This window comes from Paracoccus sp. (in: a-proteobacteria) (assembly GCF_030538695.1).
GTDB lineage: Bacteria > Pseudomonadota > Alphaproteobacteria > Rhodobacterales > Rhodobacteraceae > Paracoccus.
Window position 1 is genome coordinate 1 of record NZ_JAUNTN010000006.1, and the last position, 21,019, is coordinate 21,019.

A 21,019-nucleotide genomic window follows, 5' to 3' on the forward strand; every position below is an offset into this window, starting at 1 on the left:
CCTCGCGGCGGTCGATGGCGGCTTTCATGGCCTGAAAGCCGGGGCGGCGTGTGTGGCGGCCGGTCCCCACGGCTTCTTTGGCATAGTCGTTGGCGTCGCTGATGATGCCGTTGGCCTTGTCGGTTTTGACGACCTGCCGTTCCATCACCCATTCCAGCGCAGGTTTACCGTTGACCAAGTAGTCATAGACCGCCAGCGGAATGTTCTGCATGGTGATGTTGTCGTTATAGATGATTGGTGATGCGGTCCTTTCCCTTACCTTTTCCGCCGAACTTCATCTTTTTGACCCGGTAGAACTTCTTGGGGTTGAGGTTGGCCTCGGAGATCCGGCGGCGGCAGATCACAGGCGTTCTTAGTATTTCTGTCGATCGTTATAAAATATGATCTGCAAGCTCCCACGACCTGACAACTGCCGGAAAATGCGTCATGCAATATGCGATATAAGCCCTGACAGATGCCAACGGATAGCGGAGTTTTTGGTAAACCAGATGCAGCGGAGAGCGCGGGAACGGATGTGTAGGAAGTAATTCAGTCAGATGGCCTGACCGCAGATAGTCTATGGCCATAAATGACGGAAGTTCGGCAATAACACCACCTGCCAGCACCCGGTTCCTGATCTGAAGATAATCATTCACCATCAAGGTGGCATCAATTTTTTGCACCGTCCCGCCCAATCGCCAGATCGGTTTTGTTTCTATCGACGATCCCCATGCGGCGCATGGCAGGTCGTGAATATCCTCGGGCTGATAAGGACGGCCAACACGCCGAAGAAAGTCAGGCGAGGCAACCAGAATATGCCGGAAATCGCCTAGATGGCGCGCAATGACATTTTCATCCGCTATTTCTCCAACCCGCAGCGCGACATCGATCCCATCCGTAACCAGATTGAGCCTGCGTTCCGTAGTATGGACGCTGACGCGGATCGCGGGGTGCGCACGCTGAAATTGTCCCAACAGATCCCACCATGGGGCAAAGGACTGTGGCGACGAAAGTCTTAGCCGCCCGGTCAGTTCGGGGCTGTCAAGATGCGAGCTGCTTGCGAACTCGTTCAGGATGTCAATGCCGGGGCTGATCCGGGTCAAAAGGCGCGCGCCCGTTTCGGTGACGGTGCAGCCCTTTGGTGTTCGGTCGAACAACTGCGCCGCCAGACTGCGTTCAAGCTCCAGCATTTTTCGGCTGACCGTCGGCAAGGGGATGCTCAGCGATTTTGCTGCCAGTGTGAAACTTCCCTTGTTGGCACATGCCACGAAGATCCGCAGCGCGTTGAAGTCCAGATGATCTACTCTCATTTTTGAAACCGTTCTTCTCATATGAGGCAGTAGGAATTTCACCTGCGATAGGCTTAGGTGTCAATCGAACGATGGGTCATGGAATGGTGGCCGTGCTATGGAACGACTGAAGCTATAGATCGGTTGGTGCTTATAGGATTGCGCTCTCAGCCAATCGGTTGACTGGCGTTTGAGCAGGCCCATCATCGGCCTGAGGAAGGACATACAGCATGAAGAATTTGACCTTGTCTGCCGCTGCGGTCGCCATAATCAGCGCAGCCATGCCCGCTGCCGCCCGTGATATTGTGGTGTCGTCCAAGATTGATACCGAAGGCGGGCTGCTGGGCAATATCATTCTGCTGACACTGCAAGACGCCGGTTTGCCGGTTGAAAACCGGCTGCAACTGGGCGGCACGCCGATTGTGCGCGATGCGCTGATTTCGGGTCAAATCGACATTTATCCCGAATATACCGGCAATGCGGCGTTTTTTCATAACGAGGCCGACAGCGATGTCTGGAACGATGCGCAGGCTGCCTATGCCCGCGCGGCAGAGCTGGACCGGCCCGCTGACCTAATCTGGCTAGATGCCGCGCCCGCCAGCAACACCTGGGCCATTGCCGTCAGGAACGATCTGGCCGAGGTCAACAACCTGACCACCATGTCTGATTTCGGAGCATGGGTGGCCCGGGGCGGGACGGTCAAGCTGGCTGCTTCGACAGAATTCGTGACTTCGCCGGCGGCGCTGCCTGCGTTTCAGACAGCCTATGGTTTCAGCTTGTCGCCTGACCAGTTGGTGCAGCTTTCGGGTGGGGATACAGCGGCAACCATCGCAGCGGCGGCGCAGCAGACCTCGGGCGTGAATGCGGCAATGGTCTATGGCACCGATGGCGGGATCGGCCCAGCGGGGCTGGTGGTGATGGCGGATGACAAGGGCGTGCAGCCGGTCTATCAGCCCGCGCCGGTGGTGCGCGGTCCGGTTCTGGTCGAATATCCGATGATCCCCGATCTGCTGAACCCGGTTTTCGCAGGGCTGGATTTACAAACCTTGCAAGGGTTGAACGCCGGCATCCAGATCAACGGCGAGCCCGCCGATGCCGTTGCCCGCGATTATCTGCGCGGTCAGGGCATTATCGAATAGGGCAAAGCGATGGGCGCGGCGACAGCACAGACAGGAACGGGCGGTCAGGTGATCAGCCTGCCCGGTGTCGTTGCAGCGGTGATCGGTCTGGCGGGGCTGGTGCTGCCTTTTGTGCAGTTTCGGGCCAACCGGATCGTGGCGGGCGAAGGGTTGCATCTGCCTGATGTGCTGGGCGGCACGGGGGCTGCGGTATTGGCCGGATTGGCGGCTGTCTTTGTGCTGGCCGCATTGCGTGGGGTAAGGCCCGCCTTGCGGCTGGCCGTTGCCGTGGCGGCGCTGACTGCGCTGACCCTGACGCTGGGGCAGGCTGCAACGATGCTGAGCGATGGCGGGGCTATCGCCCGCGTGTCGCCGGCGGCCGGTTATTGGGTGCTGACCTTGGCGCTTGGCTTGATCGCGGCGGATGGTGCGGCGCAGATGCGGTTGCGTCCGCCCGCGCACTGGCTGCTGTTGGCGGTGACGGTCGCTGCGGCCGCAGCGCTGATCGGATCGGGCGTGCTGGACGATGTGTCGGTCATGCGCGAATATGCCGCCCGTGCCGATCAGTTCTGGCGTGAGGGAGCGCGGCATCTGATCCTTGCCTTTGCCTCGTTGGGGGCGGCGCTGGTCGTCGGGCTGCCGCTGGGGATTGTCGTTTACACGGTGCCAGGGTTGCGCGGGGCCGTGCTTGGCGCATTGGATTTCATCCAGACGATTCCGTCGCTGGCGCTGTTCGGGCTGATGATCCCGCTGTTCGGCTGGGTGGCGGCCAATGTGCCGGGCGCCGCCGGCGCGGGGATCGCGGGGATCGGTGCCTTTCCGGCGCTGGTGGCGCTGTTTCTGTATTCGCTGCTGCCGGTCGTCTCGAACATGGTCGTGGGCCTTGATTCGATCCCGGCCAGCATCCGCGAGGCCGCCACCGGCCTTGGCATGACCCGTACGCAGGCGCTGCGGCGGGTGATGATCCCGCTGACCCTTCCGGTTGTGCTGGCGGCGGTGCGGATCGTGCTGGTGCAAAATATCGGGCTGGCGGTGATTGCCGGGCTGATCGGCGGCGGCGGTTTTGGCAGTTTCGTCTTTCAGGGGCTGAACCAGACCGCGATGGACCTGATCCTGCTGGGCGCGCTGCCGACCATTGCACTGGCGCTGGTGTCAAGCATCGCGCTGGACATTGCCCTTGTCCAATTGAAACGACCGGAGGCTGCATGATCCAGATCGAGCATCTGACCAAGCGTTACGATGACCGCATCGTGGTCGATGATGTCAGCCTGACGCTGGAACGCGGCCAGATCGTGGCGCTGGTGGGCACATCGGGTTCGGGCAAGACCACGCTTTTGCGGATGATCAACCGGCTGGTCGAGCCGACCATGGGCCGGGTCAGGATCGACGGCGCAGACACCGCTTCGGTTCCGGCGCATCTGCTGCGTCGGCGGATCGGCTATGCCATTCAGGGGCACGGGCTGTTTCCGCATCAGACGGTGGCGCAGAATATCGCCACCGTGCCGCGCCTTTTGGGCTGGGACCGGCGGCAGGTCGCGGCCCGCGTGGATGAACTGCTGGAGATGTTCGGAATGTCCCCGGTCGAGTTCCGCGACCGGATGCCTCATGCCCTGTCGGGAGGGCAGCAACAGCGGGTCGGCGTCGCCCGCGCTTTGGCGGCCCGCCCCGAGGTGCTGTTGATGGATGAACCCTTTGGCGCGCTGGATCCGGTGATCCGCGCCAAGGCCCGCGCCGATCTGCGCGACATTCAGCGCGAATTGGGCACAACGCTGATGATCGTGACGCATGACATGGCCGAAGCGGTATCGCTGGGCGACCGGATTGCGGTCATGGATCAGGGCCGGATGCTGCAATATGCGACGCCGCGTGATATTCTGACCGCCCCGGCTGATGATTTCGTGCGCGACCTGATCGGCACGGATGAACGCCCGCTTCACCTGCTGTCACTGGACCGGGTGGCCGCGCTGGTCGAACCGGGCACCGTTGCGGGTGATCCGGTCGCTCGCGACCTTAGCCTGCGCGATGCCTTGTCAGCCTGTCTGTGGCGCGGGCAAGAAGCCCTGCCGGTCGAGGGTGGCGGCGTGGTCACGCTGGCGGCACTGCGCCGCGCCGCAGCCGGGGGTATATCGTAATGCGTCGGCTGATCCTTGGGGCGCTGGCCGCTGTGCTGGCAGCGTTTTTGCTGATGCCGCAGGCGTTTGCGCCGCTGCTGCAACCGCTGGCCGCCAATAATGCCCCGGCGATCTACACCCAGACCAGCCTGTTGCAACTGACCCTGTCGCATCTGGCGCTGGTGGCGGTCGCGGTGGTGGCATCGTCCCTTGTCGCCATCGGCCTTGCCATCCTTGTCACCCGCCCGGCGGGACAGGAACTGCTGCCCTTGGCGCGCACGGTGGCGGCGGTCGGCCAGACCTTTCCACCCGTCGCGGTTCTGGCGCTGGCCGTCCCCGCGATGGGTTTTGGCAGCGGCCCGACGATGCTGGCGCTGTTTCTTTACGGGCTGCTGCCGATCTTTGAAAACGCGCTGGCGGGCCTGACCGGCCTGCCCCCCGCCGTGACCGAGGCCGCACGCGGCACCGGCATGACCCCGGCGCAGCGATTTTGGCGCATTGAACTGCCGCTGGCCATGCCCGTCATTCTCAGCGGTATCCGCCTGTCGGCAATCATCGCGCTGTCCACGGCAACAATCGGATCGACCGTCGCCGCCCAAACCTTGGGCGAGGTCATCATCGCGGGCCTTTTGTCCTCAAATACCGCCTTTGTGGCGCAGGGCGGCGCGGTGGTGGGGATGCTGGCCATCCTGATCAGCGGATTATTCCGAGAAGTCGAGCGACGGGCAACCGTCTGATGATTAACAATTAACCACAGGAGATCATATGAAACTTTCATCAAAACTGAAATCAGGAGTCATCGCGGTAATGATTGCAACCTTGGGTTCGGCGTCCACCGTATTTGCCGATTCCGATTTTGCAGGTCGGGATAAGCTGATTGCACATTCGGCCGAGTTCGAGAAACGGATCGTCGAGGTTGCCTATGGTGTTTATACTGCCATCGGCTATTCAGCCAGCAATGTCACACTGATCCGGGGTAAGGACGGTTCGATCATCGTTGACACCTCGGCCAACCCGGTTGATGCACGGGCAATTATGGACGCATTTGGCGAACGGCTGCTGCATCCTGTCAAGGCGATTATTTATACCCATAGCCACCCCGATCATTCCGGTGGCGCAACCGTATTCGCGGGGCAGGACAACCCCGAAATCTATAGTCACGAACTTCTGGTGACGGCAAAACCCGATACCGGGCGCGGACGCCGTGATGGTGGTGATGCTTTTGGCACGATGCTGCCTGATGAAGATTTCATCAATGCCGGAACACAGCTTGAATTCGGGCGGACCACACCCGCAACGCGCGAAGGTTTCATGCCGCCGACGAATACTTTTTCTGGTGCCGAAGAGAATTTGACGATCGCAGGTGTGCCGCTTCAACTGATTTATACGCCGGGGGAGGCGGACGAAAATATCTCGGTCTGGCTGCCGGATCGCAAGGTGCTGATTGCGGGCGATGTATTTCTAAAAACATTCCCTAACATCGCCCCGTTGCGCGGCCTACCCACACGTCCGGCCGATAAATGGGTTGCAAGTCTGGATAAGCTGATTGCACTTGATCCCGAAATTATCGTTCCGGGGCATATGGGCACCATCCAGAACGCCACGGAAGCCAGGCAGGCGCTTATGGCATATCGTGACGGTATCAAATTCGTTTACGACAAAACGATGGAAGGCATTGCGCAGGGAAAAACCCCTGATGAGCTGGTGCAAGAAGTCAAGCTTCCTGGAAAGCTTGCAAACGATCCCTATCTGCAAGAGTTCTACGGAACCGTTCCATGGGCTGTGCGCGGCATCTATTCGCAAAATGCAGGCTGGTTCGATGGGAATCCGAGCAATATTTTCCCGCTAACGGCAAAGGACCGGGCAGAAAAACTGATCGCGCTGGCCGGTGGAGCTGACAAGATGCTGAAAAGCGCGCAGGAAGCCTTGGCGACGGCAGAGTTCCAATGGGCTGCTGAGCAGGCTGATTATGTTCTTGCCGCTGACCCCGACAATATGGATGCCCTTGACGTGAAAATCCGTGCATTTAGGGAATTGGGGGAACGCCAGATGAACGCAACGGCCAGAAATTACTATCTTACCGTAGCAAATACCTTGCGAGCCAAGGCTGCAGAGCAGAACTGAATAGGCGCAAATGACCGCACGGCCCGATAAAACCTATCCCGATGGGACCGCGAGGGGGCGCTGAAAGTAGCGGCCCCAGCGTGGACCATGTGCTCTACCCCTAGGGAGGACGTGATGGCACCGCGCGGTCGCCAAGTTTCCGAAAGACGCTTTACTGATCAAAATGTGGAGCATGAACGATTAATAATATAGTATCTGCAGAAACCCGAAGCGCCAAAATACATGAAGGTTTTCCGTCGGCCAATATGCGATGCACTGCAGCGGAACCTCGGCGATGTGGATCATTGCGATCCCGGCATATCTGCGCGAGCAAAGCTTGCGATTATTCGGGTCCATCCTTGAACCAGTAGCGGCCTAGGTCTTATTGTTGCTGCTCGCACAGCGTGCGTGGCCGTGGCGCTTCCATAACAAACGTGTTCCATAACCGGCGCATCGACCGAGGCGTCATACACCACGTCCAGAACCCCGCATCCGCCAGCGGTGATCCTGTCGATATCGGTAAAACGGATGCCGTCCTGGGTCAGCACGCCGTCCGCCCAAGCCTCCATCTGTTCGGATCAGTATTTATAAAAGATGAAGCCTCAGATCTAGTCATGGAATTTATCTGCACTCATCTTGCCGCGCAGGGTCTGGCGATGATCCAAAACTGGGTTTTCAGCAATTTGCGCTGTTCTTTGGTTATACTGTCCTGCGCCTTCCGTTCCGCGCTGTTTCAGCAACCCGAGCATTCGGCGGCACGTACACGTATCTACTTGGTGAGACAGTGTCGCCATCAGTCAGGTAATTCTGGCATCACCCCACGCGCACCTTAAGGGCGAAAGCATGAAAAGGCTCTTCTGGTTGTGGGAAAATACAGGTGATTCCAACCCTTTGACAAGGCCAACACCAAGAAAGCAGCCCGACCTTAGGACCTCCGAACGACACCACGATTGACTTAACCCGGCAGCCGCCCCAGACACTGATAACAAGCATAAGCAATACCGCACAGCCCGACAAAGCGGGCTGTGCGGTGCGAAACAATAGGCAAAACAACGGATAGGCTACGCCCCCCAATCCCTTCTTCTCAGGTAAAGATCAGGTCGCTGTTCAAAAGCTGACTGATGGTGATGTCGTTGATGGTGATGGTCAGATCACCTGCATCAACGATCACGTTCAGATTGCTTTGCGTCAGATGTGCGGCGAAATCGTCGATGTCGTCGAACTGGCCGTTAAAGATCATCCGGTCGGCTTCACCCAGGAACTGGTTGAAATCTTCGACGGTGACATGGCCCTTGCTGTTTTCGGAGAAGATGAACGTGTCATTCCCCTCGCCGCCATTCATCAGATCCCCGCCCGAGCCGGACACCAGCGTGTCATTGCCCGCGCCGCCATACAGCCCGTCATTTCCCGCAGCCCCGGCGGTCAGCAGGTCGTTGCCGTCGCCGCCATACAGCAGGCTGTCACGGCTGGCATGGGCGGTCAGCACGTCATTCCCGCCCATGCCGAACAGAACGGTGCCGGTCAGATTATCCGCGCCCGCCGTGCCTTCGGTTTTCGACAGGTAGAACATATCATTATTGGTAAACCATGCTTTGTCGGTCAGCCGGTCGCCAGAGACTTTGTAGCGATCAGTGTATTCAGCAATGCCCAGCGGGCCTTTGTGGTAAAAGTCCACATATTCCACGTCGTAAGCGATCTTCAGGCCATATTCCTTGGAATACAGAACCAGCGCGCCGTCAGACAGCTTATAGGCCTGATAATCATAGAAATGCCCCTTCAGCCGCAGGGTGTCATTGCCCGATCCGGCCTAAATCTGGTCAAAGCCATAGCTGACGGTGATCGGGTCCGAGCCGCCATAGGCATAGATCTTGTCGTTTCCATAGCTGTCCGACATCCAGTTTGTCAGATTGTTTCCCGTGATATTGCGGGGCGCTTTGTCAGCCATGGCTGTTTCCTTTGCTGTGGCATGATGCCGATTTTATCACAGACATATTAACCTGATCTTATATTAAAGTTAAGTTTTTTCATATGGATGCGGTGTTTTTATGTCTGAGTTGAACGGTTCGTTTGGCGCCCGCCTATTGCGAGAAAAGGCCCGCGTGGTGCGGGCCTTTTCGGTTACAGATACCAGAACACCGCGCCGATCAGGATGCCGGTTGCCAGCAGTTGCACGGTGCAGAAGCCCATGATGTCGCGTGCCTTCAGTCCTGCGATTCCCAGCATTGGCAATGCCCAGAAAGGTTGCAGCAGGTTCGTCCAGGCGTCGCCCCATGCCACTGCCATGATAACATGGCCAAGGTCGGCCCCAAGGGCTTCGGCGGCGGGCAGCATCACCGGGGCCTGCACCGCCCATTGGCCGCCGCCGGACGGGATAAAGATGTTCACGATCCCTGCAGCGACAAAGCTCCAGAATGCCAGTGTGCGCTCGGTCGAGATTGACACGAAGAACTGCGACAGCGCCGCCGCCAGCCCGGTATCAACCATGATGGCCATGATCCCGGCATAAAAGGGAAACTGAATGACGATCCCCGCGCCGCCGCGCACCCCGTCATCCAGTGCCGCCAGCAGCGAACGCGGGCTGCGGTGCAGGGCAATGCCCGTGAACAGGAACAGGAAATTGACGATGTTCAGGTTCAGCAAAAAACCGTTCAGCCAGAAATACTGCACCAGCCAGATGATTCCCGGCACGGCAATCGACCATAGCAGGATGGGCGAACGCTCCAGCCATTCGGCGGGGGTCTGCGGCGGGATCTCGTGGGGGTCGGTTTCGGCCAGCTTGGCGGGATCGACAATGACCATTTCATCTTTGGGCGGCAGCATCATGCGGTTGACCAGCGGCACCAGAACGAACAACAACCCCACCAATACCAGATTGAACGGTGCGAACATGGTTTGCGCAGTCGGAATCACCCCGATCTGATCCGCCGCGAAATGCCCCGGCGTTGCCACCGTCAGCGGGATCGAGCCGGACAGCCCGCCATGCCAGATCACAAAGCCGGAATAGGCCGAGGCGATCAGCAGCCGGTAATCCACCCGCGTATCCCGCGCCAGTTCACGCGCGAACAGCGCCCCAACCACAAGGCCAAAGCCCCAGTTGATCCACGCAGCCACCAGCGACACGACCGAGACCAGCAAAATCGCCGCGCCGGGGCTGCGGGCGGTCAAGGCCAGCCGCTTCAGAATACCGCGCACCAAGGGCGTGGTCGCCATGATATAGCCCGAGACCAGCACCAGCAGCATTTGCATGGAAAAGGCCAGAAGCCCCCAGAAACCGTCGCCCCAGGCGGTAATGACCTGCATGGGTGTGACCGGCTGGGTCAGCATCGCCGCCAGCCCTGCAATCAGCGTCAGAATGATGACAAAGATAAACGCATCGGGCAGCCAGCGCTCCATCAGGCGCACGGCAGGTCGTGACAAAAAGTTCAGCATCGGGTTCCCTCCCCTGTTTCTGTTGCGGCAAGACTGGCATCACGGCCGCGTGAGGGAAAGGGCAGGTCAGAAAAAAGGCGGACCCGAAGGCCCGCCTGTGGTTGCTGATCCGGGACGTGGATCAGTCCAGTTCGTATTCCACCAGCGCAAAGCTGCTGTTGTATTTGATCTCGACCTTGCGGTCTTGGGCGTCGCGGCCCTCGAACTCGTAACCGTCGCGGTCAAAGCTGATGTTTTCAAACTGGCCATCCGCCGGGAAACGCTCTGCGCTCAGCAGTTGTTGCGGCAGCAGGGCGGTGACAGCGGCAACGGGGACCAGGCGCGGGTTGCGGGCCTCGATCTCCTCCAGCGAGCCGTCGCGGCGGAACTCCAGCTCGACCACCTGACCCGAGGGCAGGCGCCCGGTCAGGTCGTCGCCGCGCTTGCTGACTTCGGTCAGTTGCAGGGCCGCGGTTGCGCTGTCGGCGTTAAAGGTGGTCTGGGCCACCGCCGGAACGGTCAGAGCCAGCGCGGTCAGGGTCGATACGATCAGGGATTTCATAAGAGCCTCGCGTTTTCCATTTGAGGGGGCATAACACGCGCGGGCAGGGATGGTTCCATATGTGCAAAAGGCGGGTCCGAAAACCCGCCTCTTTTATCCTGATGCCGGAAAGATCAGCCGATGGCTGCGGCGCGCACGTCGTCGTCGATCTTGTCTTCATACTGGGCAAAGTTGTCGCTGAACATCTTGACCAGTTTCTGCGCCTGTGCGTCATATGCGGCCGGGTCGGCCCAGGTCTGGCGCGGGTCCAGAAGCACATCGGACACGCCCGGCACCGATACCGGCACATCAAAGCCAAAGTTCGGGTCTTTGCGGAACTCTGCGTCGTTCAGCGAACCGTCCAGCGCGGCGGTCAGCAGGGCGCGGGTCGCGGCAATCGGCATCCGCGAGCCGGTGCCATAGGCACCGCCGGTCCAGCCGGTGTTGACCAGCCAGCAGCTTGCGCCGGTGGCGTTGATCTTTTCTTGCAGCAGCTTGCCGTAAACCTCGGGGCGGCGCGGCATGAAGGGCGCGCCAAAGCAGGTCGAGAAGGTCGGCAGCGGCTCGGTCACGCCCTGTTCGGTTCCCGGCGTTTTCGAGGTGAAGCCCGACAGGAAGTGATACATCGCCTGCGCCGGGGTCAGCCGCGCGATCGGCGGCAGCACGCCATAAGCGTCACAGGTCAGCATGATGACGTTTTTCGGCTGACCGGCCAGCCCGGTTTCCGAGGCGTTGGAAATCGCGTCCAACTGATAGGCGCAGCGCATGTTTTCGGTGATGCTGCTGTCCTCGAAATCCAGCTCCAGCGTGTCGGGGTCGTAGACCATGTTTTCGATCACGGTGCCGAAGCGGGTGGTCGTGCCGTAAATCTCCGGCTCGGCCTTGGGCGACAGGTTGATGGTCTTGGCATAGCAGCCGCCCTCGAAATTGAAGACGCCGTTTTCCGACCAGCCATGTTCGTCATCCCCGATCAGGATGCGCGACGGGTCCGCCGAAAGCGTGGTCTTGCCGGTGCCGGACAGGCCAAAGAACACCGCCACATCGTCCAGATCGCCCGGCGCATGGTTGGCGGAACAATGCATCGCCATCACACCCTTGCCCGGCAGGATGTAGTTCAGCAGGGTGAACACGCCTTTCTTGTTCTCGCCCGCATATTGGGTGTTCGCAACCAGGATCAGCTTCTTTTCAAAGTTCAGGGCGATCACGGTATCGGTGCGGCAGCCGTGACGGGCCGGGTCCGCCTTGAAGGACGGGCAGTTGATGACCGTGTATTCAGGCACAAACGTCGCCAGTTCCGACGCCTCGGGGCGGCGCAGCATGGTGCGGTTGAACAGCCCGTGCCAGGCCAGTTCCGCGATCATGCGCACGTCCAGCCGGTATTCCGGGTCGGCCCCGCCGTAAAGATCCTCGACGAACAGCTCGCGGCCCTTCAGATGCTCCAGCATGTCTGCATAAAGGCGGTCGAATGCCTCGGGGTCCATCGGCTGGTTGTTTTCCCACCAGATCGTATCCTCGCCCCCCGGCGTGCGCACGACGAACTTATCCTTGGGCGAGCGGCCGGTCTTGGCGCCGGTCGAGACAAGGAACGTCCCGCCAAGGCCCAGACGCCCTTCGCCGCGGCGGATGGCGGCGTCGATCAGTGCTGGCTCCAGCAGGTTATAGTGAACCTGACCGGCCCCGGTGATTCCCTGATCCTCAAGACGGTGGTTGGGGTTGACGCGCACTTGGCTCATGTCGGCAGGCTCCGTTATCTGGGCAGTAGCTTGCGCGACCTATAACATGGCAGTTTGATGAAGGAAGGCCCGTTAGGGTTGTCGTTATCGCTAACACGAAACTTTAGCGCAATCATGGGGATGGGATGGCCCAAAATGGCGGAATGGTGCTGGTCGATGGCGGGGTGATTCACGCCAGCGCGGTGGTTCTGGCGGGGCAGGGGGTGCTGATCCTTGGACCCTCGGGGGCGGGGAAGTCGACGCTGGCGCTGGCACTGATGGCGATAGGGGCGGCGCTGGTGGCGGATGACCGGGTGCGGCTGCGCACGGCCCCGGATGGCGTCTGGCTGGAGGCCCCGCCTAGCCTGCCGCCGCTGATCGAGGCGCGGGGCGTCGGCCTGCTGCGGGCGGTGCTGGCGGGGCCGGTGCGGTTGGCGCTGGTGGTCGATCTGGCCCGTGCGGAACCTGACCGCTTGCCACCTGCGCGACACATAAACGTGCTGATGCGCGACTTTCCGCTTGTTCTTGGGGCGGATCACCCCCATCTTGCCCCTGCGTTACGTCAGTTCCTGCTGCACGGGCGCATCGACCCGGACCCGCGACAATCCGAGCCTGACCCATGACTGATACCCCGCTTGCCCCCGCTGTTTCTGCCGCTGATGAACCCGCCGGTCAGCGTATTGTGCTTGTGACCGGCCCGTCCGGTGCAGGGCGGTCAACGGCAATCAACGTGCTGGAAGATCTGGGGTTCGAGGCGATCGACAACCTGCCTTTGACGCTGGTGCCGCTGTTGATGGAAGGGTCGCCGCGCCCGGCGCCGCTGGCGCTGGGGTTAGATGTGCGCAACCGGGATTTCTCGACCGCCAATGTGATCGAGCTGATCGACACGCTGACCCGCAACCCGGCCTATCAGCCCGAGGTGATCTATCTGGATTGCTCGACCGATGTTCTGGTGCGCCGCTATAACGAAACCCGCCGCCGCCACCCTTTGATGCCGCACGCAAGCCCGCGTGAAGGGATCGAGGCCGAGCGCGACCTGCTGGCGCCGATCCGGGCGCGGGCGGATGTGCTGATCGACACGTCGGAGCTGTCGCCGCATGATCTCAAGGCGGAACTGACCCCCTATTTCGACATTGCCCCTGACCGGCGGCTGACGATTTCGGTGCAGTCGTTCTCTTACAAGCGGGGCGTGCCGCGCGGGGTCGATGTGATGTTCGACTGTCGCTTTCTGGCCAACCCGCATTGGGAGGCCCGCCTGCGTCCGCTGACCGGCCTGGACCCGGCCGTGCGTGATTATGTCGCCGCCGATCCGCGCTATCCCGAGTTTTTTGCCCGTGTGCGTGATTTGATCCTGTTCATGCTGCCTGCGCAATTGGAGGAGGGGAAAACGCATCTGGCGATTGGTTTCGGCTGCACGGGCGGCAAGCACCGTTCCGTCACATTGACGGAAAATATGGCCGAGGCGCTTGCAGAAGCCGGCTGGCAGGTGTCAAAACGTCACAGGGAGTTGGAACGCCGCGAGCCGGGCCTCGCATCCATGCCAGCCCGCTCTGATGGCGTGGCAAGCGAAGAAAGTGGTAAGCTCAGTTGATCGGAATCGTCATCGTCGCGCATGGGGGGCTGGCACAGGAATACCTGTCCGCAGTCGAACACGTCGTCGGTTTGCAACCCGGCATCCTTGCCGTGACCATCGAGGAGGACCACAACCGCGCCGCCAAACAGGCCGAGATTTGCGCTGCCGCCGATGCGGTGGACCGGGGCAAGGGTGTGGTGGTGGTGACGGACATCTATGGCGGCTCACCTTCGAACCTGTCAATGATGGCCTGCGCGGCCAAGGGGCGGGTGATCGTCGCCGGTGCCAACCTGCCGCTGCTGGTCAAGCTGGCGAAATCGCGCGATCTGCCGGTGACGGATGCGGTCGAACGCGCCAAAGAGGCCGGGCGCAAATATATCGAAAGTTTCGATCTGTCCGGGCAGGACGGGGCGGCGCTATGACCCTGCTGCGTGATCTGGACATCATCAATGAAAAGGGCCTGCACGCGCGGGCCAGCGCAAAGTTTGTCGAAACGGTGGAACGCTTTGACGCCACGGCGCTGGTCGAAAAAGACGGCATGAGTGTGTCGGGCGATTCGATCATGGGCCTGCTGATGCTGGCCGCGTCGCGCGGAACCACGATCCGGGTCACGACCTCAGGGGCCGAGGCCGAGGCGCTGATGACGGCGCTGGCCGATCTGCTGGCCGATTACTTTGGCGAAGGCGGCTGATGCCGGAACGGCGCGGCTATCACCACGGTAATTTGCGACAGGCCCTGCTGGATGCCGCCGCGGATCTGATCCGCGCCAACGGTCCTGCTGGTTTCACGCTGGCCGAGGCGGCCCGTCAGGCTGGTGTCAGTCCTGCCGCCCCCTATCGTCATTTCGCGGGCCGTGAACAGTTGATCGACGAGCTGGCGCGCGAAGGCTACGCCGCCTTTGCCGACCGCCTGAGTGCCGCCTTTGACGCGGGCCGCCCGGCACCGCTGACGGCGATGTTGCGAATGGTGCAGGCCTATCTGGATTTTGCCCGCGAACAGCCGGGCCATTACATCGCCATGTTCGAATCCGGCCTGAACCTTGCCGCCAGCCCCGACTTGTCCCGCGCGGCCGATCAGGCGCTGGCGGTGATGGAAGGGGCTGCCCGTGCGCTTGGCCCCGAAACCGGCCTGCCGCCGCGTGTGATCGCCAATCATATCTGGGCGCTCAGCCATGGCGTTGTCGAGCTGTTCGACCGGGGACAGCCCGGCCAGCGCCTGCCGTTTTCCGCCGCTGAAATGCTGGAAAGCGGGGTGCTGATCTATCTGCGCGGGCTGGGGCTGATTTCCGACTGAAAAATCTTTGCATGGGCCTTGATCGCAGGATCGGCACACCTATTTATGTAAATGTAATTAACATTAACATAAAGGAGCCACCCATGACCGCCTATACGATCTCGCAACCGGTCCCACGCGGGCTTCTGTCTCGCATCGGTGACGCGCTGGCGGGCATCCGCGACTGGCTGGACACGCAGGGCCGCCCGGCGTGGTTCATCGCCACCATCGCGGGTTTTTTCATCGCCCCGCCGCTTGGTCTTGCCATCCTCGTCTATGCCATCTGGAGTAAACGCATGTTCACCTGCGCCCATCGCCGCGAAACCCGCATGATCCCGACCGGCAACAGCGCCTTTGACGCCTATCGCGCCGAAACGCTGAAGCGGCTGGAACAGGAGCAGCAGGATTTCATGGCTTTCCTTGACAAGCTGCGTGAGGCCAAGGACCGGGCCGAGTTTGAACAGTTCGTCGCCGACCGCGACACGCGCAACTGACGCAAAAGGCCGCCCTGATGGACGGCCTTTCTTCTTCATAAAAATATCCCGGGGGTCCGGGGGCAGCGCCCCCGCTCAGCGGGTCGGGACAGGTTCCGGCCCGCTGTAATCATAGAAACCCCGCCCGGTCTTGCGGCCCAGCCAACCGGCCTCGACATATTTCACCAGCAGCGGGCAGGGGCGGTATTTCGTATCCGCCAGCCCGTCATGCAGCACGTTCATAATCGCCAGACAGGTATCCAGCCCAATGAAATCCGCCAGTTCCAGCGGTCCCATCGGCCAGTTTGCGCCCAGCTTCATCGACAGGTCGATGGATTTGACCGAGCCGACCCCTTCGTAAAGCGTATAGACGCCTTCGTTAATCATCGGGATCAGGATGCGGTTGACGATAAAGGCCGGGAAATCCTCGGCGCTGGCGGGGGTTTTCCCCAGTTTCTCGACCACGGCATAAAGCGCGTCATAGGTGGGCTGATCGGTTGCGATGCCGCGGATCAGCTCGACAAGCTGCATCACCGGCACCGGGTTCATAAAATGGAACCCCATGAACTTTTCCGGCCGGTCGGTGCGGCTGGCCAGCCGGGTGATGCTGATGGATGAGGTGTTCGAGGTCAGGATCGTGTCCGGCTTCAGATGCGGCAGCAGATCCTCGAAAATCGCCTGTTTGACGGTCTCGCGCTCGGTTGCGGCCTCGATAATCAGGTCGCTGGGGCCAAGGTCGGTCAGGGTCAGGGTGGTCTTGATCCGGCCAAGCGCGGCCTCTTTATCCGCGGCGCTGATCTTGTCGCGGCTGACCTGCCGTTCAAGGTTCTTGTCAATCTGCGCCACCGCCTTGTCCAGCGCCTCGCGCGAGATATCGGTCATCAGCACATCATAGCCCGCCAGCGCAAAGACATGGGCGATCCCGTTGCCCATCTGACCCGCGCCGACCACACCCACCGATTGAATCGCCATGACCTTACCCTTTGTTGCCTGCGCGAACGATAGGGGTATCGGCCCGACTGTTCAATCTGAAAGCCGCAGGGCAGGGTCGGTTGGGGCCATCCGGTGCATGACGCAGCATATGTGAGGTCCAAGTGTCATCAGCCGCAAGCGTCAATGACAGTGCGGTTTTGCCATTATGGTCTTGGTGGTCAGGTTTGCGCCTGCCCATAAAGTTGATCGCGGTGCCATTGGCAAGCAGCAGATTCAGAATGTCCTATTTCCAAAGAGAGATCCTGCAGCTGCATCGGCAGAAAGCCAAAGACCCCGGCAGAGCTGGCAAGTGTGGGGAGGCGTGAAAGCATGTCCCGGACGGTTGCCGTATCACCCATTTTGACAGCATTGTGAAATTGCTTGGCCAGTGTATCCGGTTACGCGTCAGCGGGGTGGGACAGGCTCAGCAGCAGAACCATCAGCGCCTTCAAGATGCGCATTGCCGGTTCGGGACCGCTCCAAAGCAAAACGCCCCGGCCTGAACCGGGACGTTTCGATTTCATGTCAGCCCTTACAGCTTGTCGGTCAGTTCCGGCACCGCCTGGAAGATGTCCGCGACAAGGCCGTAATCCGCAACCTGGAAGATCGGGGCTTCTTCGTCCTTGTTGATGGCGACGATGACCTTGCTGTCTTTCATCCCGGCAAGGTGCTGGATCGCGCCGGAAATCCCAAGGGCGATATACAGTTCCGGGGCGACGACCTTGCCGGTCTGGCCCACCTGCCAGTCGTTCGGGGCATAACCCGAATCGACCGCCGCGCGGGATGCGCCGACGGCGGCGCCCAGCTTGTCGGCCAGTGCCTCGACCATGGCGAAGCTGTCTTTGGAGCCGACGCCGCGCCCGCCCGAGACGACGCGCTTGGCCGAGGTCAATTCCGGCCGGTCCGAGGCTGCGACCTTGTCTTCGACCCATGACGACAGGCCCGGATCACCGGCAGCCGCGCCCTGATCGACAGCGGCGGAACCGCCCTGACCAGCCGCATCAAAGGCGGTGGTGCGCACGGTCAGCACCTTCTTGCCGTCCTTGGATCGCACGGTCTGGATGGCGTTACCGGCATAGACCGGGCGCTCGAACGTGTCGGCGTCAACAACGGCGGACACATCGGAAATCACCATCACATCCAGCAGCGCGGCGACGCGCGGCGCGACGTTCTTGGCGCTGGCGGTCGCAGGCAGCACGATATGGCTGTAATCTCCTGCCATGGCGACGATCAGATCGGCCAGCGGTTCGGCCAGACCATGCGCATAGGCGGCGTCGGACACGCAGACCACCTTGGCCACACCGTCCAGTTTCGCGGCATCGGAGGCCGCAGCTTCGCAGCCTTGGCCAGCGACCAGAACGGTTACGTCGCCCAGTTTCTTCGCTGCCGTCAGCGCCTTGGCGGTCGCATCAGCGGCCAGCGCACCATTCGAGATTTCGGCAATCAGCAGAACCGCCATCACACCACCCCTGCTTCTTTCAGTTTCGACACCAGCTCATCAACCGAGCCGACCTTGATCCCGGCCTTGCGACCCTCGGGTTCGGCGGTCTTGATGATCTCCAGACGCGGCGAGATGTCCACGCCGTAATCGGCTGGGGTTTTCTCATCCAGTGGCTTTTTCTTGGCCTTCATAATGTCGGGCAGCTTGGCATAGCGCGGCTCGTTCAGGCGTAGGTCGGCGGTGATAACGGCGGGCAGCTTGACGGTGATCGTCTGCAAACCGCCATCCACCTCGCGCGAGACGGTGGCGCTGTCGCCCGCGACCTCGACCGTGTTGGCAAAGGTCGCCTGACCCCAGCCCAACAGCGCGGCGAGCATCTGTCCGGTGGCGTTCATGTCATTGTCGATGGCCTGTTTCCCGGCGATCACCAGACCCGGCTGTTCGGCATCCACGATGGCTTTCAGCAGCTTGGCGACGGCCAGCGGCTCGATATCGTCATGGACGTCTTCGGTTGCCGTGACCAGAATCCCGCGGTCGGCGCCCATGGCCATGGCGGTGCGCAGGGTTTCGCCAGCTTTGGCAACGCCGATGGACACGACGACAACCTCGGTCGCCACACCTTTTTCTTTCAGGCGGATGGCTTCCTCGACGGCGATTTCGTCAAACGGGTTCATCGACATCTTGACGTTTGCAAGATCGACGCCCGATCCGTCCGCCTTCACGCGGGCCTTCACGTTATAGTCGATCACGCGCTTGACGGGCACGAGGACCTTCATGGTCTCCTCCTTCTCATGGTTGCGTCATCTTCGATGCGGGACGTTAGCGGGGTGCGCCGGGCTTGGACAGAGGAAATTTCTGCAACGCGGCGTCCTGTCTGTCGCTAACGGCTGGCACCGGGCACCCAAAGCACATCGCCAGCCGCGCCATTGGCCACGCGGGCCGCAACGAACAGCCAGTCGGACAGTCGGTTCAGGTATTTCACCGCGACCGGGTTGGCCTCGGCATGGGCGGCCAGTTCGGTGGCGCGGCGCTCGGCCCGGCGGGCGACGGTGCGCGACAGATGCAGATGCGCCGCCAGCGGGGTGCCGCCGGGCAGGATAAAGCTGCGCAGCGGGTCCAGCGCGGCGTTCATCGCGTCGATTTCGGCCTCCAGCCGGTCCACCTGCGACTGAATGATCCGCAAAACCGGGTAGGGGGCCTGCGCATCCGCCGCCATATCCGGGCGCGACAGGTCTGCGCCAAGGTCGAACAGATCGTTCTGGATCACCGCCAGCCGCGCGGCGATGTCGCCGTCCGCGTGCAGGCGGCAGAGGCCCAGCGTGGCGTTCAGCTCGTCCACGGTGCCGTAAGCCTCGACGCGTGGATCATGCTTGGCCACGCGGCTGCCGTCTGACAGGGCGGTGTCGCCCTTGTCGCCGGTGCGGGTGTAAATCTTGTTCAGAACGACCATCAGTTCCCCCGAAACCAGACGTAAAGCGCAACCAGCAGGACCACGGCGGCCTGTGCAATCAGCCGCCAGCGCATCATGCGATTGCTGTTCAGCCGCGCATCCTGACCGCCGCGGGCAAAGGCTGCAATGCCCCGGATCAGGATGAGCACCACCAATAGCCCGCCCACGGCGGCGATGGTGAAGAGCGTCTTATCGGTCATCGCAGCCTCCTTTTCGAAGGTAGCCTAGCTGCGCCGGGCCAGCGCGTCCAGTGCGCGGGTTGGCAACAGCCGCCGCCCGATCCCCGCCAGCCATGTCGGCGTGGTGACGTAATATCGCGGGCGGGGGCGGGGCGCGTCCAGCGCGTGCAGGATACGGCGGGCGACGGCCTCGGGTTGCAGCTCGAAGCGATCCTTCTTTGCCTTGGGGTGATACAGGCGGTCCAGCAGCGTTGTGCGATATTGCGCGGCGCGTGGGCTGTTTTGCCAATCGATCCAGCGTTCGAAATGCGGGATGGAATTGGCGCGGATGCGGCTGGCAATCGGTCCCGGCTCGATCAGCACGATATGGATGCCGGTATCTGCCATTTCCAGCCGCAGAATGTCGGTCAGCCCCTCCAGCGCAAACTTGGTCGCGGCATAGGGACCGCGCCACGGAATACCGACCAGCCCGAGGACCGAAGAAATATTCACCACCCGTCCCGCGCCACGCTCTCGGAAATGCGGCAGCAGGCGGCGGGTCAGGTCATGGGTGCCGAACAGGTTGGTTTCAAAGATCGCGCGCAGGGCCTCGCGCGGGATGTCCTCGACCGCGCCGGGCAGGGCAAAGGCGGCATTGTTGACCAGCGCGTCCAGCGGCCCGGCGGTCAGCACCCGATCGACAGCGCGGGTGATGCTGGCGCTGTCATCCAGATCCAATGCGACGGATTCGAACCCTTCGGCCTGACGCGCGGCTACATCGGCGGCGGCGCGGCAGGCAGCCACCACCTGCCAGCCATGCGCCCGCAGGTAATGCGCCGAACCCAGGCCGATACCTGACGAACAGCCGGTCAGCAGAACCCGCTTCACGGTTGATCCGACAGGAACTGTCCCGAAATATAGCCGCGCCGCCCCTGCGGGTCGATGATCTGGACCCAGCCGTTCGGCATGGTTTCCAGCCGCTCGACGGCGGTGCCACGGGTCAGGGCGCCAATGACGCTGTTGCTGGTGGACGGGCCTTCACGGTAATTCACCCGGTTGCCAGTGATATAGGCCACAGTGCCGCCGCGCTGTTCGACCTCTGCGGCGCCATCGCCGGGGGCCGGGCTGTCGGCATATTGAGGCGAGGGCCGCAGCGCCGGGCCGGGAAAGCGGGCGCGGCGTTCCGGGGTCTGCGTGACCTGTGCCGCATCCGGGGCGGGGGCGGTGGTTTCGACCGGGGCAGCCTCGGTGGGGGCAGCAACGGCGGGCGCAGGCGATTCGACCTGCGCCACGGCTGCGGGCGTGGTCTGCGCGGGCGCATCCGGGGTCCGGGACATGACCAGCCAGATTACGCCGAGCGCCGCGACGATCAGCAGCGGCAAAAGAAACAGTCTGGCCTTGAACATCATACCCCTCTTG

General features: G+C 61.5%; 25 protein-coding genes. 11 read left to right on the top strand and 14 right to left on the bottom strand.

The features are described 5' to 3' along the window. The coding region (locus Q4G24_RS04240) for a type ISP restriction/modification enzyme (protein ID WP_303365264.1) at positions 1-211 on the bottom strand (211 nt) is incomplete at its 3' end. Between the two features lie 160 nt (positions 212-371). Then, positions 372-1,289 (bottom strand): LysR family transcriptional regulator, encoded by a 918-nt coding sequence (locus tag Q4G24_RS04245; RefSeq protein ID WP_303365265.1) that lies wholly within the window; start codon positions 1,287-1,289, stop codon positions 372-374. A 209-nt stretch (positions 1,290-1,498) separates the two neighbouring features. Between Q4G24_RS04245 and Q4G24_RS04250 the strand changes: the two genes are divergently transcribed. From Q4G24_RS04250 to Q4G24_RS04270, 5 genes are read left to right on the top strand one after another with little or no spacing between them, the layout of a single operon-like run. Further along, positions 1,499-2,407, top strand: a complete 909-nt coding sequence (locus Q4G24_RS04250; protein WP_303365266.1) for a glycine betaine ABC transporter substrate-binding protein — start codon at positions 1,499-1,501, stop codon at positions 2,405-2,407. 9 nt (positions 2,408-2,416) lie between these two features. Next, a complete protein-coding gene (locus tag Q4G24_RS04255; protein WP_303365267.1) occupies positions 2,417-3,595 on the top strand; it encodes an ABC transporter permease in 1,179 nt (392 codons plus the stop codon). Further along, positions 3,592-4,518, top strand: coding sequence for an ABC transporter ATP-binding protein (locus tag Q4G24_RS04260; RefSeq protein WP_303365268.1), 927 nt, complete (start codon positions 3,592-3,594; stop codon positions 4,516-4,518). Before Q4G24_RS04255 ends, Q4G24_RS04260 begins: the two co-directional genes overlap by 4 nt. Continuing rightward, on the top strand, positions 4,518-5,234 hold the full coding sequence (locus Q4G24_RS04265) for an ABC transporter permease (protein ID WP_303365269.1): 717 nt from the start codon (positions 4,518-4,520) through the stop codon (positions 5,232-5,234). The genes Q4G24_RS04260 and Q4G24_RS04265 overlap by 1 nt, the downstream gene beginning before the upstream one ends. Positions 5,235-5,262: 28 nt before the next feature. Beyond that, positions 5,263-6,621: an alkyl/aryl-sulfatase gene (locus tag Q4G24_RS04270; RefSeq protein ID WP_303365270.1), complete on the top strand. Its 1,359-nt coding sequence runs from the start codon at positions 5,263-5,265 to the stop codon at positions 6,619-6,621. Positions 6,622-7,684: 1,063 nt separating this feature from the next. Here Q4G24_RS04270 and Q4G24_RS04275 read toward each other — a convergent pair. The 5 genes from Q4G24_RS04275 to Q4G24_RS04295 form a co-directional block, all read right to left on the bottom strand. After that, positions 7,685-8,284 (bottom strand): calcium-binding protein, encoded by a 600-nt coding sequence (locus tag Q4G24_RS04275; RefSeq protein WP_303365271.1) that lies wholly within the window; start codon positions 8,282-8,284, stop codon positions 7,685-7,687. A gap of 123 nt (positions 8,285-8,407) precedes the next feature. Next, positions 8,408-8,545, bottom strand: coding sequence for a hypothetical protein (locus Q4G24_RS04280; protein ID WP_303365272.1), 138 nt, complete (start codon positions 8,543-8,545; stop codon positions 8,408-8,410). A 173-nt stretch (positions 8,546-8,718) separates the two neighbouring features. Continuing rightward, positions 8,719-10,029 (bottom strand): short-chain fatty acid transporter, encoded by a 1,311-nt coding sequence (locus tag Q4G24_RS04285; RefSeq protein ID WP_303365273.1) that lies wholly within the window; start codon positions 10,027-10,029, stop codon positions 8,719-8,721. Positions 10,030-10,150: 121 nt separating this feature from the next. Next, the gene (locus Q4G24_RS04290; RefSeq protein WP_303365274.1) at positions 10,151-10,570 is read right to left on the bottom strand and encodes a hypothetical protein; all 420 of its coding nucleotides are present in this window, start codon (positions 10,568-10,570) and stop codon (positions 10,151-10,153) included. Positions 10,571-10,683: 113 nt separating this feature from the next. Continuing rightward, positions 10,684-12,282 (bottom strand): phosphoenolpyruvate carboxykinase, encoded by a 1,599-nt coding sequence (locus Q4G24_RS04295; RefSeq protein WP_303365275.1) that lies wholly within the window; start codon positions 12,280-12,282, stop codon positions 10,684-10,686. A 125-nt stretch (positions 12,283-12,407) separates the two neighbouring features. On the opposite strand from Q4G24_RS04295, the gene Q4G24_RS04300 reads away from it, so the two are divergent. From Q4G24_RS04300 to Q4G24_RS04325, 6 genes are all read left to right on the top strand, one after another. Then, entirely contained in the window at positions 12,408-12,884 is a 477-nt protein-coding gene (locus Q4G24_RS04300; protein ID WP_303365276.1) for an HPr kinase/phosphorylase, read from the top strand. Beyond that, positions 12,881-13,852, top strand: a complete 972-nt coding sequence (rapZ, locus tag Q4G24_RS04305; RefSeq protein ID WP_303365277.1) for an RNase adapter RapZ — start codon at positions 12,881-12,883, stop codon at positions 13,850-13,852. The genes Q4G24_RS04300 and rapZ overlap by 4 nt, the downstream gene beginning before the upstream one ends. Further along, complete coding sequence (locus Q4G24_RS04310) at positions 13,849-14,256, top strand: PTS sugar transporter subunit IIA (protein WP_303365278.1); 408 nt, start codon at positions 13,849-13,851, stop codon at positions 14,254-14,256. Before rapZ ends, Q4G24_RS04310 begins: the two co-directional genes overlap by 4 nt. Next, complete coding sequence (locus tag Q4G24_RS04315; RefSeq protein ID WP_303365279.1) at positions 14,253-14,525, top strand: HPr family phosphocarrier protein; 273 nt, start codon at positions 14,253-14,255, stop codon at positions 14,523-14,525. Before Q4G24_RS04310 ends, Q4G24_RS04315 begins: the two co-directional genes overlap by 4 nt. Continuing rightward, the gene (locus Q4G24_RS04320; RefSeq protein ID WP_303365280.1) at positions 14,525-15,127 is read left to right on the top strand and encodes a TetR/AcrR family transcriptional regulator; all 603 of its coding nucleotides are present in this window, start codon (positions 14,525-14,527) and stop codon (positions 15,125-15,127) included. The genes Q4G24_RS04315 and Q4G24_RS04320 overlap by 1 nt, the downstream gene beginning before the upstream one ends. An 83-nt stretch (positions 15,128-15,210) precedes the next feature. Continuing rightward, a complete protein-coding gene (locus Q4G24_RS04325; RefSeq protein WP_303365281.1) occupies positions 15,211-15,600 on the top strand; it encodes a DUF2852 domain-containing protein in 390 nt (129 codons plus the stop codon). A gap of 75 nt (positions 15,601-15,675) precedes the next feature. Here Q4G24_RS04325 and Q4G24_RS04330 read toward each other — a convergent pair whose 3' ends face one another. The 7 genes from Q4G24_RS04330 to Q4G24_RS04360 all read right to left on the bottom strand — a co-directional run bounded on the left by Q4G24_RS04330 (position 15,676) and on the right by Q4G24_RS04360 (position 21,006). Next, complete coding sequence (locus tag Q4G24_RS04330; protein ID WP_303365282.1) at positions 15,676-16,551, bottom strand: 3-hydroxybutyryl-CoA dehydrogenase; 876 nt, start codon at positions 16,549-16,551, stop codon at positions 15,676-15,678. Positions 16,552-17,083: 532 nt separating this feature from the next. Beyond that, on the bottom strand, positions 17,084-18,010 hold the full coding sequence (locus tag Q4G24_RS04335) for an electron transfer flavoprotein subunit alpha/FixB family protein (RefSeq protein WP_303365283.1): 927 nt from the start codon (positions 18,008-18,010) through the stop codon (positions 17,084-17,086). Beyond that, positions 18,010-18,768 (bottom strand): electron transfer flavoprotein subunit beta/FixA family protein, encoded by a 759-nt coding sequence (locus Q4G24_RS04340; protein WP_303365284.1) that lies wholly within the window; start codon positions 18,766-18,768, stop codon positions 18,010-18,012. Before Q4G24_RS04340 ends, Q4G24_RS04335 begins: the two co-directional genes overlap by 1 nt. Before the next feature lie 104 nt (positions 18,769-18,872). Beyond that, the gene (locus Q4G24_RS04345; RefSeq protein ID WP_303365285.1) at positions 18,873-19,442 is read right to left on the bottom strand and encodes a cob(I)yrinic acid a,c-diamide adenosyltransferase; all 570 of its coding nucleotides are present in this window, start codon (positions 19,440-19,442) and stop codon (positions 18,873-18,875) included. Continuing rightward, positions 19,442-19,642: a twin transmembrane helix small protein gene (locus Q4G24_RS04350; RefSeq protein WP_303365286.1), complete on the bottom strand. Its 201-nt coding sequence runs from the start codon at positions 19,640-19,642 to the stop codon at positions 19,442-19,444. Before Q4G24_RS04350 ends, Q4G24_RS04345 begins: the two co-directional genes overlap by 1 nt. A 24-nt stretch (positions 19,643-19,666) precedes the next feature. Beyond that, positions 19,667-20,488, bottom strand: coding sequence for an SDR family NAD(P)-dependent oxidoreductase (locus Q4G24_RS04355; protein ID WP_303365287.1), 822 nt, complete (start codon positions 20,486-20,488; stop codon positions 19,667-19,669). Further along, positions 20,485-21,006: an SH3 domain-containing protein gene (locus Q4G24_RS04360; RefSeq protein WP_303365288.1), complete on the bottom strand. Its 522-nt coding sequence runs from the start codon at positions 21,004-21,006 to the stop codon at positions 20,485-20,487. The genes Q4G24_RS04355 and Q4G24_RS04360 overlap by 4 nt, the downstream gene beginning before the upstream one ends. Positions 21,007-21,019 lie beyond the last annotated feature (13 nt).